We start from the raw sequence: 11332 nt of genomic DNA, 5'->3' as shown, positions 1-11332 counted from the left end.
TATGAAAAATAAAGAAAATGAAGTTTTAAACCTAACTTTGAACCTTACAATAATCTTTTTGATTTTTTGTAATATATCTATTTTCATTTTTAAAATAGACTTTACAAAACACAAAGCTTTTACAATATCTAAAGTTACAAAAAATTTGTTCTCAAGCGCAAATGAAACAATATATATAACATATTATAATTCAGGAAGCCTTGAAAACTATTTTGCTTTTCCAAACCAAATAAAAAATTTTTTAATAAGTTTTTCTGATGCTTCAAAAGGTAAGGTAATTTATAAAGAAATTGACGCTGATAAAATTTCAACACCATTAGAGCACATTGGTATTCCCTCTCAGCAAATCGACTTAAGAGATATTAATCAGCTTTCAATACTCAAAATATACTCAGGAATTGAGATTATTTACGAGGGAAAAAGAGAAGTAATACCGGTTGTAACAGAAATCAGCAATTTAGAATATGACCTTGCAAATGGACTTGACAAGCTAATAAACAATACAAAAAAGGTTTTAGGACTTGCTTTTGGAGACAACACTTTAAAAGAAGCACATAAAAACTTTTCCGAAATAATGAAAAAAGCATTTGGAATTGAAATAAAAGAAATAGATTTAAAAACTGAAAAATTAGAAGACATTAGAAAAGATATAAATGGATTATTCATTATTGGCGCTAAAGAAATTGACGAAGAAATTGCAAAAAAAATTGACGATTTTATTGTTAATGATGGAAAAATATTTGTTGCAACAAGCACAATTGACTACAATCCTCAAAATCCATATGGCATAACTCCCATTAAATCCAGCCTATTTGATCTATTTGAAAGCTATGGGATAAAATACAACGATAATATTATTCTTGATAAAAGAGCACCCACAATCTTTTTAGGTGGCAATTTCCAAACTTACTATCCATGGATCTTAATAGACAAAAGCAATATTGTAAAAAAAGACATGCCATTACTTAAAAATTTTTATACCGCTACAATTCCTTGGAGCAGCTCATTAGAACTTATAAAAAAAGATGCAACAGAAGTAAAATTTTTCCCTCTATTTGCAAGTTCCAAACAATCATGGCAAGTTAAAGAACCTAACCTTTCAAACATATCTTTGAATGCATTTGAAGTTCCAAATAAATTTGAAGAGAATAAAACTAAAATACTAGGATATGCAATTGAAGGAAAAATTAAAAGTCCTTATAAAGATCAATATTCCAAAAATTCTAAAATAATCCTAACAGGATCAAGCATGATATTTAGTGATTATATGTACAACGGTTCTCCATCAAACTTTGAACTATCAGGAAGAATTTCGGATTATTTAATGCAAAAGGAAGAATTTTTTAATATTAAATCCAGAGAGGTACGAGCTAAATTAAAATTTGCAAGCTCTTCAAACGAAATGGTCAACGCAAAGTTTTCATTAATAATTATTAACTTAATTATTCTTCCAACAATAATATTAATATTTGGACTTATTAGATTTACTAGAAAAAGAAAAGCAAATTAATAAGAACAAAGGAGTGTTTATGACAAAACCAAAAATATTCTCAATCAATAAAGAAAAAATAAAAATATTGATAATAGTAGTGTTAACATCTACATTCTTATTGGGAATAATTTTTTCAAATGAAAATAAAGTGGCAAGGATTCTTGAAGAAAAATTTTTTGATTTTGACTTTAATTTAATTTCTAAAATTGAAACAGAGCTTGAAGGAACGCTAACAAAACTTGGCAAAGATTGGATGCTAACATACAATAAACAAAATATTCCTGTTGATAACAAAAAAGTTAACTCTCTAATCAAAGCATTAGACGAGCTTCAAAAAAACAAACTTGTAAGTAGAGATCAAAAAAAACATAAGGAACTGGGAATTGGAGAAAAACCAAGCTTTAAATTATTTGACAATAATAATAAGCTGCTAACAGAAATTTTTGTTGGAAAATCAGGAGAAGGCGATTCAAGACTGGCATACATTAAAGGTAGTGACGAAAATGTTTACTTAACAAAAAACATTTTCTTATCATACAAAGGGAATTCTTACAATACATTTTCAGATACTACATTGTTCCAAGAAAAAAACACAAAATTAGAAAATTTATCATTCAAAATAATAAGAAAATTAAACAAGGAAAATGAAAATAACATAAATAATAACTATGAGATTATCACTAAAGATGGCCTTTATTTTTTAAATAACCAAAAAATGACAAAAGAAAGGCCTTTAAATATTATTGCTGAATTTAAAGCTGACGGACTTGAAATTGATAAATCTAAAATAGATGATTATAATCTTCAATACAAGATTGAAGTCAAATGGAGCAATAAAAGTGTCAATAATATTGAAGTTTATTTTAATAAAAACGAAGAAAATGACAAAGACATATTAATCAAAAAAGATAAAGATGAATATTACTACATGACTAGTAAATGGACTTTTTTTGATGTATTCGACTTAGAAAAAAAATTAACAGAAAAAGATAATATTTCTAGCAACGATAATCAAGAAGATCATCATGAACATCAAAACAATGCAGATTAATCTTGCTATACATAAAAAGCATTAAAAGAAAAACATATAAAAATAAATATAATCAAAATATACCATGACAAAAACAACATTTTATCAGAAGATAAGATGTTGTTTGACTTTGCTAACATATCTTTAAATTAAAATTAATATTAATATCAAACAAACCGTTCAGTTATCAAAAATTAATTTAAGAATTTTTATAAAAAATAGAACTTAAACGAATGGATTTTTAACCTTTAGTAAGTAAAAATTTAACTTTTTTTAAAACTTCATACTCTTGTTTAATTTTAAAAATATTTCTATTAGGATTTAACTCAAGTTCACTTTCTACCCTATCAATAAAATTTATTAATATGGCTTTTTCATCGCTATTTAGCATAACATTACTTAAAGATTCTTCAGCATTAAATTTGCTTACAACCTTTTCAACATCATTAAAATTAAAATTAGAAGGAAAAGGGTCATTAGTTATGCCTTGAGAGCTGGGCTTTTCATAATTAGCAACATCATGGCTTTGATCTTGATCTGCTTTATCTCTCAAATTATCATGCAAATTTTTCTCTCCAGCATTAGAAAAAGAGCCTTCGGCAACCGTAGAATCTAGATCCTCTTTTAAAATATTTTCAAAATCATCAAATTCTTTTGACTCAAAACGTTCACCAGAGCTTTTAAGAATCGCACAATTATCACCATTCTCATGCTCAATGTTTTCATTCTCATCAATTAAATCCAAACGTTGTTTATTATCTACAAAGCTCTCCAATTTTCTAGAGTTATCGCTAGCAATAGAATAGGGATCTTCTGCTTCCACTTCATGTCCTAAAGAAGAACTATTATCCAAATTTTTATTAACAGAATCTAGGTGTTTATCTTGCTCTGTAGCAAAGCTTTCAAATTTTTCACTGTGATCGTTATTATTATTTAACTCCATATTTCCTATGGACACATTATCACTGTCAACATTAATATCTTCTTTTTTAAGAATATTATTAGAAAAATTATCAGCCACATGCAAATTGTTAGTCAAATTCAAATCTTTATCTCTATTAAATTTAACATCGTGCTGAACTTCTTCATTTTCTTTTGGAGTATAATTAATACCTTCAAGCAGCGCATCTAATTCTTCTTGACCAATAGAAATATTGGGCAAATTATCTTCTTTTTTGGAAAATGAATCATCCGTCTCGGATGATTTTTTTTCAAAATCCTTCGAATCATAAGAAATAAAATCCCTTTGAACAAGCTTAAGAGTATTATCAAGCATTTCTTTTTCAACTCTCTCAACACGAAGCTCAACGCCCTTCAAACAATTAATCAGCTCGCCGTGCCTTTCTTTTAAGATGTTATCGAGTTTTAACAGCTTTTCATCTAAAAAAGTTTTAAGATTATCTGGAGCTGTAGAAACAATATCAACAGACTCACTTCTTAAAAATACCTTTTCAATATCAAAATTAACTTCCTTGGGACCTTCTTTGATAAAAAAAACACTTTCCTTCATGCCAAACTTGCTCTCCAAAACTACTCAATAAAACTACAATCTAAACCAATTTTAACTACTTGTAAATATAGTATATTAAGAATATAATTACAAGCTATATGGCTATTTATAAAAAAATTGCAATGTCTTTTTACTCAGGAATACTAAGCTACTTTATAATAGCTCCCATATTTGGAGAGAGAGGATTTGTTAATTATCAAAAATTGGATAACAACTTAACATTAATAAAAAATCACATCGAAAAACTAAAAGAAATTCAAAAAGAATTAAAAGCAAGATATATTAACCTACAAGTATCTAAATCAGAAATTCTAAAAGAAGCTAAAAAATTGGGCTACTACCCAAAAAACTCAACAGTAATAAAAACCAACAATAATAAAGATCAATATAACCAGGGGCAAATATTAACCTTACAAAAACCCCTTTCCAAGAATCAAAATTTTTACCTTATATCAATAGCAATAGGTTTAATTTATTATTTTTTATCAAGCTGCATTATCCAAACCAAGAAAATTACAAAAAGCAATAAGCTTGCTTCCAACAACTCTAAGGATTAGTCTTTATTGAAAATATTTATTTTAAAAAATACAATATATTTATTAATTAATTTAACTTGTGCATCATTTTTTTGCGTATCGTTAGTAAATCTTTTTTCAAATGAACAACAGTATACTCCTTTTGTTAAAACAAATGTCATAAAAAATTACTTACAATACATTGGAGTATATAAAAGTATAGAAAGATATGCCCTGATACATGACTTTAACCCTAAATCAAAATTAGAAAAAGATTGCTTTTTAAAGCATATAGCTGGCAATTCATATATAATATACAAAACAAAAAATGAGGGAATACTGTGGGGCGATCATCGATACTCTCTGCTGAGCAAAGGAAAGCCAACTACTAAAATAATTTTTCAAAAAATATTTAATACTTTAAAAGTCTCAATTCCAGGCGCCCTACTCTCTTATATTGCAGCAATAATCCTTATTATAATTTGGAAAATTTACATAAAAAATAATCTAATAAATAATATTCTAGAATATTTAATGCTATTGCTCCACTCCATGCCAAGAAACTTAACAGTATTTTTAATATTGTCTTTAATATATTACCTTAATTTAAATCCAAAAAATTTAATAATGGGTGGATTTGCATGGTTTTTTTCATTCTTCATATTTAATTCTGTAATTTTTAAACAATCTCTTGACAAAACTTTATCAGAATTTTATATAAAAGCTGCAAAATCAAGAGGAATAAATAAATTGCAAATAATCTTAAAACATGCATTAATTCCATCAATAACGCCACTGCTCACAAACATGAGACCTATTATTACAACCGCTTTTTTTGGAGCATCAATGATTGAATCAATGTTTGAAATTGATGGAATTGGGGCATTATATTTAAATGCTTTGAAATTTAACGATTATGCTATTTCTAAAGATTTGATTTTTATTGGTGTTTTCATTATGCTTATTCCAAATATAATAACAGATATACTAATTTACAAAATTAACCCATATAAGGACACTCTAAAGTAATGAAACCAGATACAATAATAAAAAAAATTTATATCGTACTCTTTAATATATTTATTGTGTTGCTAATTATTACTCCGTCATTGGTTAATGAAAATTCAAAAATTGCAATCTATAAAAAAGATCCAAATAAAGTCTATTTAAAATCTATTAAAAATGTACCTATGCCACCCACAAAAGACAACCCATTAGGAATCGACAAAATGGGAAGAGATATTATGGCAAGATTAATAATTGCAACCAGAAACTCTATTTTACTTTCACTAAGCTACGCAACAATTTCTGCAATAATTGGAATATTTATTGGAACAATTATTGGCATGTTTAGTTTTGAAATTTGTATGCTGATTTCAAAACCAATTGAAACATTGCAAACATTACCCTTTTTTTACATTGTGTCTTTAGTTTTTTACTACTTTTTAAAACAAAAAACTTACAATATGCTTCAAACAGCAACACTATTGGCATTGATTCATGGATGGATTAGATTTGCTTTTATTGCAAGAAATAATACATTAATAATAAAAAATTTAGATTATATTAAAGCCAGCGAAGCTATGGGAGCAAGCAAAATTAGAATAATATTGTATCATATTTTTCCAGAAGTATTCTCATCAATATCATCTATAATCCCATTGCAAATGGGAAGAAGTCTTACTACTTTTGAAGTAGTAAGCTTTTTACAAAAACAAGATAAAAATCTATATCCCAGTCTTGGAGAACTGCTCAACTATATGCAAATGGGCAATAAATATCTATGGATATGGATCAATCCCCTACTCATACTAATAGGCATAAACATAATACTAGCAATTATAAATTTTAAGCTAAGAAAAAAAATGAAACATTTAATATCATCTTAAATAAAAAATTAACAAACTCTTGGAGCAAATTTTTCTAAAAAACAATTATCACAATTTGCATTTCTAGAAGTACAAATTTCTCTTGCATGCTTATTAATAGCCATAGAAAATCTATACTGTTTACAAGGTTTTATTCTTCTTTTTAGATCCAATTCAATCTTAATAGGAGAACTTTCCAAAGAAAGAGCATGTCTTGTAATAACTCTACTAAAATGAGTATCTACAATAATTGCGGGTTTATTGTAAACAGACCCAAGAATAACATTTGCTGTTTTTCGACCTACTCCAGGTAGCTTAATAAGATCAAAAATATTATTTGGAATAACACCATTAAATTTTTCTAAAATATCAATAGAGCAATTCACAATATTTTTAGCCTTTCTTGAATAAAAGCCAGTCTTATAAATTAATTTTTCAACATCTCTCACATTTGCTCTTGATAAACTTTCAAAATTCTCGTACCTTTCAAAAAGGTACGGAGAAATTTTATTCACTAAATTATCTGTTGTTCTTGCACTTAAAATAACCATTATTAAAAGTTCATAATTGTTTTTATAATTTAAAAAAGGTTTAACATCAGGATATCTAAACAAAGTTTCATCAACAATCAAATCAAGATTAATCATAAAAAAATTATAAAACATTATAAACACAAAACAAAAATAAAAAATATACAAAGTAAAGGTATCTAGACTTTATTGACAAGGATTTTTCAAAATGATATACTCATCATTAGAATTTTAAATGCACCAATAGCTCAATTGGATAGAGCAACAGACTTCTAATCTGTAGGTTTTAGGTTCGAGTCCTAATTGGTGCGCTTCATTCGGGATGTGGCCTAGTGGCTAAGGCACCTGCTTTGGGAGCAGGGGATCGTGAGTTCGAATCCCACCATCCCGAAAAAATATTAAAAAAGCTAAAAACAAAAGTTTTTAGCTTTTTTAGTTTTTTAACAATTTATACAAATTTAATCTAACTGTAAAGTTATTTAACTTTCTTTAAAGTATTTGCATCCAAAATAACTAGACTTTTAAACTCATCTTGCAAATAAATAAAATTTTTTCTCACAGAAAAGCTAGTAAAAGGCATAATTTTATTCTCTGAAAGAATAAAATTATCTAAATTTTTAGGAGAAAATTTGGCCAATCTCCAATCATTACTACTATCTTTATCCCTAACAGCTACTAAAATCATTTTAGAATCAACATAAAGAGATGAATTTTTATTAATCTCAAAATTAGACTCTGATACCACTTTTAAATTTTCAAGTTTATCAAGTATCTGAAGCTTAGCTTTTCCTGAATCCATTTTAATAACAACCAAATCTTTTTCACGTTCATAAATTCCATACCGCTGAATGCCTTGCTGAGTGCTTTCTTTAAGCCTAACGCCAGTATTTAAATCAATAAGTTGAAGAGTTCCTAAATTTGTAATTGGATCAATAACCTCTAAAAATACAGGACTACCGGAATCTACAGACATAGTAGTCAAATCTTCATTCAAAGAAGTACCTTGGTCTTTAACCTGAGGCTTAGTCTTTTGTAAATTAATATCTTTATTATCTGTCTCCTCTTTTGAATCAATGTCTTTATAAGAAGGCTTATCTAACAGTGACAATTCGCCAACATTGTTATTAGACTTGGAAATCTTATCTAATTTATCAACTTCAGAAACAGGTTTAAATTCTTTTTTACTATCTAATTTTTTATCTTCGGGTAATTTTTGATCTTCTAGCATCATAAGATTTTCATCATTATTCAAATCGCCTAAGCTTTTCTGTGATTTACCCTTGATTATTTCTTCTTCCTTGACTTTACTTTTTTCTTTGCTAGAAGCTTTAGAATTTAATTCTCGATCAAGATCTAAGGCTTTGCCATCTTTACTTGTTTTATCATCTTTACTTTTTAAAAGTTCTTCATCACTTTTTTTGATTTCAATTTGCTTTTCAATTTCTCTTTTCTGATTTTCATCACCAGTTTCTTTAAGCTGCTCCTGCAAATCTTCCAGACTCTCTTTTATTTGCAGCTGCTTATCAACTTTAGGAGAACTTACATAACCAGGTTTTGGTAAATTCTTTTCCTTATTAATCTCGTTAATATCCTCTTGAATTTTCTCTCTAACAGTATTTCTTTGAACATCTAAATTATCTTCAGCAGAATCTAATTTTTGCTGAGCTTTATCAAGATTGATTGCCTTTTTATCTAGTTCTTCCTTTTGTTTCTTTTTAGCATCAACCTGACTTTCAATTTCTTTTTTATGCTCTTCATCTGTAGCTTTTTCAAGCTGATCCCTTAAATTTTCAATAGTTTCTGTTATATTGGAATCACTTTCATGAATATTGTCTAATTCAATATCAATTTTATCTTGATCTGCCTTATGAGTTTCGCCTTGAATATCTGTAATATCTCTTGCAAAGTTAACACCTGCTTCATTTTCACTTAAAAGAGCTGCTACCACCTTATCTGTAACTAAACTGTCAATATCAATGTCAGACTCAATATTTCCAGACAAAATATCCTTTTTAAGAGGAATAAATATTTGTGTCTTTCCAGCCCACTGACTATAAACCCTAGAAAGACCTGCATTTTCTTTGGTTAAAGACTTTAAAGCAGCCTCAATATAAAACCCTTTATAATAATCCCAATCTCCTCTATAAACAGCATTATATATTGTAATAACCTTAGCAATTAATTCTGCACTAGACCTGTCATAATCGAAAGACTTTATTAAATACCCTGTAAGAATTCTTCTTAAATTCAATATACTGTCAAGCTCTGACTTACTGCCAATAGAAAAAACATCAACGCTTGCTTTTTTATCTTGATCATCAATAAATCTATTAATAAAATATTTACCATAATAACTTGAGTTGCTATTGGAATTGGTCAACGGTCTTGCTAAAAACTCCCCAATACCCACTATTTGTTCATATGTATTTGTAGAATCATAAGGGCCTTTATAATTTACAAACTCAAGATCCATATTAACAAAGTCCTTTAATTTTTCCCTATCAACTTCTCTTGCACTAACAGGAAATCCATTCAAGAAAATAAGAAAAAAACTAAAGATTAGTAACATTTTTTTCATAAAAGAAATTCTCCTATAAATTTAATTATAATCTACCTTACCAACTAAATTCACCAATTTAAACCTAATTTTAACACAATCGGATTTATATGCAAAACAGCTAATTCAATCTTGGGTACTTGAAATATCTTGAATGCTTGAAATAATTTCATTAATGTACTTGTTAATATTTTCAGAAAAATTTTGACGCCTCATAAACATTAATAACTTTATATACTTATGCTTACAAAGTTTAAGAAGTTCGGCTGTTGAATTTAAAATTATATTTCTCAAATTTAAAATCACAGAATAAGCTATTTCTAAATTACCCTGATAATTTAACACTATATTTTGGATGTAATTATATATAATACAATCTTGCCCATAATAACTTTCAAATTTAGTAATAGTTTGGACTATGGTAATTATATTATTAATATCTCTCTCTCTAATTGCCAAATTAATAAAACTCTTAATTGCGGCTTTATCATTAATATATACAAAATATCTATAAAGCTTACCCCTTGAAGCAATTCTATCAAACCTCTTTTCTGGCAAAAGCCACACATTAAAAGCTTTTTCATATAAATTTAAATATTTTGCGGGAAAATTTCCATGTTCAGCTGCAAGAAAATCCAAAATCTCTAAAAATTTATTATAAGCAGCATCACTATAATTAGAATTAAGGATCTCTTCAAGAAGTAAATAATTTTTATCATAATCTACAAAACGCTTTTCTTTTAAATCTATTCTGCCTTGATTATATTTATTGCCTCCAAAATGGTTCCAAACACTAACATCAAGCTCTCTGTCGTATTCGTAATAATAAGTACTAAGAATCCAATCATCTCCCCCTAAGACAAGAATACCTGAATTAGCACTAAGCCCTGACAAGCCCTTAAGTTTAGTATCTGAAAAAGATATATCAAAATCCTCTTCAAAAGACAAAATTCCATTTGATTTGGTTAAAATCAAAAGATTTCTATTATTATAAAGAACAGCTTTCTCAATCTCAAAGTTCATTTTTTTTTTAAATTTAAGCTTAAAGTTTCTATTCAAATCAAAAAACATACCAACATTTGAAATTGCGACATATTCACCATTAAACTTTTCAAACAAAAAATTAATAGGAAAATCCAACTTAATAGAGCTAATAACTTCCCCAAAATCTCTTCCATAAGCAACAATATGCCCTGACTTATGCCCAACGACTACCTCTTTTTTTGTATTTATCATTAACAAAAAAGGGAAAGCAATTAACCTGGAAAACCATTTCTTATTACCCAAAGAATCAAACAAAAATATTTCATCATTTTCACTTGCAATACAAAAATCCCCATTATCAAAAACTACAGGAGAAGTAGCAGGCCTACCACCTATGTCAACCTCAAACATTTTTTTACCGCTATTTAAATCAATAGAAACAACCTTTTCATTAACAAGGGGAACTAAAATGCTATCATTCCCTATGGCAGGAGAGCTCAAAGGTGAAAAATCAAGCTTATACTTCCAAACGAGTTTTCCTCTTCTGATCTTTTGAACTTCATTTCTAACTGTAATAACATAATACCCATTATCAAAATCTTTCAAAAGAAAAGGATATGGCATTCTATTTAATCTATAAGAATATTTCTTTTCAAATGACATTGTATAAGTAGTCAACCATCTATCTTTTGTTAAAACTGTAATGGTATCACGTTTTTCATCAATAATTGGATTGCCTGCAACTTTACCAGTTAATGCTTTTTGAAAATATAAATTAATATCAGAATAAAGCCTTAAAAAAGAAGATGAAAACACAAATATGAAAAGTAGACCTCTCAAAATAAA

General features: G+C 27.7%; 9 protein-coding genes and 2 tRNA genes. 7 read left to right on the top strand and 4 right to left on the bottom strand.

From position 1 onward, the window contains the following. Window position 1 precedes the first annotated feature (1 nt). Together QIA19_RS04345 and QIA19_RS04340 are read left to right on the top strand one after the other, a co-directional pair. Entirely contained in the window at window positions 2-1510 is a 1509-nt protein-coding gene (locus QIA19_RS04345; RefSeq protein WP_301366071.1) for a GldG family protein, read from the top strand. Window positions 1511-1529: 19 nt separating this feature from the next. After that, complete coding sequence (locus QIA19_RS04340; RefSeq protein WP_301366070.1) at window positions 1530-2543, top strand: DUF4340 domain-containing protein; 1014 nt, start codon at window positions 1530-1532, stop codon at window positions 2541-2543. A 220-nt stretch (window positions 2544-2763) separates the two neighbouring features. On the opposite strand, the gene QIA19_RS04335 is transcribed toward QIA19_RS04340, so the two are convergent. After that, complete coding sequence (locus tag QIA19_RS04335) at window positions 2764-4032, bottom strand: hypothetical protein (RefSeq protein WP_301366069.1); 1269 nt, start codon at window positions 4030-4032, stop codon at window positions 2764-2766. Between the two features lie 98 nt (window positions 4033-4130). On the opposite strand from QIA19_RS04335, the gene QIA19_RS04330 reads away from it, so the two are divergent. Genes QIA19_RS04330 through QIA19_RS04320 form a run of 3 tightly spaced genes read left to right on the top strand, consistent with a single transcriptional unit; the run spans window position 4131 to window position 6436 of the window. Further along, the gene (locus tag QIA19_RS04330) at window positions 4131-4589 is read left to right on the top strand and encodes a septum formation initiator family protein (protein ID WP_008882200.1); all 459 of its coding nucleotides are present in this window, start codon (window positions 4131-4133) and stop codon (window positions 4587-4589) included. A gap of 6 nt (window positions 4590-4595) precedes the next feature. Continuing rightward, entirely contained in the window at window positions 4596-5576 is a 981-nt protein-coding gene (locus QIA19_RS04325) for an ABC transporter permease subunit (RefSeq protein WP_301366067.1), read from the top strand. After that, window positions 5576-6436, top strand: a complete 861-nt coding sequence (locus QIA19_RS04320) for an ABC transporter permease subunit (RefSeq protein ID WP_008882286.1) — start codon at window positions 5576-5578, stop codon at window positions 6434-6436. The genes QIA19_RS04325 and QIA19_RS04320 overlap by 1 nt, the downstream gene beginning before the upstream one ends. 8 nt (window positions 6437-6444) lie before the next feature. On the opposite strand, the gene QIA19_RS04315 is transcribed toward QIA19_RS04320, so the two are convergent. After that, window positions 6445-7080 (bottom strand): endonuclease III domain-containing protein, encoded by a 636-nt coding sequence (locus tag QIA19_RS04315; protein WP_008882185.1) that lies wholly within the window; start codon window positions 7078-7080, stop codon window positions 6445-6447. A gap of 102 nt (window positions 7081-7182) precedes the next feature. Between QIA19_RS04315 and QIA19_RS04310 the strand changes: the two genes are divergently transcribed. Together QIA19_RS04310 and QIA19_RS04305 are read left to right on the top strand one after the other, a co-directional pair. Further along, window positions 7183-7256, top strand: a tRNA-Arg gene (locus QIA19_RS04310). Window positions 7257-7263: 7 nt separating this feature from the next. Next, a tRNA-Pro gene (locus QIA19_RS04305) sits at window positions 7264-7336 on the top strand. 84 nt (window positions 7337-7420) lie between these two features. Here QIA19_RS04305 and QIA19_RS04300 read toward each other — a convergent pair. Further along, on the bottom strand, window positions 7421-9523 hold the full coding sequence (locus QIA19_RS04300) for a P83/100 family protein (protein ID WP_301366065.1): 2103 nt from the start codon (window positions 9521-9523) through the stop codon (window positions 7421-7423). Window positions 9524-9628: 105 nt separating this feature from the next. Beyond that, window positions 9629-11326, bottom strand: coding sequence for a PQQ-binding-like beta-propeller repeat protein (locus tag QIA19_RS04295; RefSeq protein ID WP_301366064.1), 1698 nt, complete (start codon window positions 11324-11326; stop codon window positions 9629-9631). Window positions 11327-11332: the final 6 nt, after the last annotated feature.

The organism is [Borrelia] finlandensis, from assembly GCF_030438365.2.
GTDB lineage: Bacteria > Spirochaetota > Spirochaetia > Borreliales > Borreliaceae > Borreliella > Borreliella finlandensis.
Note: the sequence above shows the minus strand (reverse complement) of the source record. Positions and strands in the feature narration are given on the sequence as shown.

Bases quoted from the DNA above. Each gene is read 5' to 3' on its own strand.
- QIA19_RS04345 (WP_301366071.1), top strand. From the start codon at position 2: ATGAAAAATAAAGAAAATGAAGTTTTAAACCTAACTTTGAACCTTACA.
- QIA19_RS04340 (WP_301366070.1), top strand. From the start codon at position 1,530: ATGACAAAACCAAAAATATTCTCAATCAATAAAGAAAAAATAAAAATA.
- QIA19_RS04335 (WP_301366069.1), bottom strand. From the start codon at position 4,032: ATGAAGGAAAGTGTTTTTTTTATCAAAGAAGGTCCCAAGGAAGTTAAT.
- QIA19_RS04330 (WP_008882200.1), top strand. From the start codon at position 4,131: ATGGCTATTTATAAAAAAATTGCAATGTCTTTTTACTCAGGAATACTA.
- QIA19_RS04320 (WP_008882286.1), top strand. From the start codon at position 5,576: ATGAAACCAGATACAATAATAAAAAAAATTTATATCGTACTCTTTAAT.
- QIA19_RS04315 (WP_008882185.1), bottom strand. From the start codon at position 7,080: ATGTTTTATAATTTTTTTATGATTAATCTTGATTTGATTGTTGATGAA.
- QIA19_RS04300 (WP_301366065.1), bottom strand. From the start codon at position 9,523: ATGAAAAAAATGTTACTAATCTTTAGTTTTTTTCTTATTTTCTTGAAT.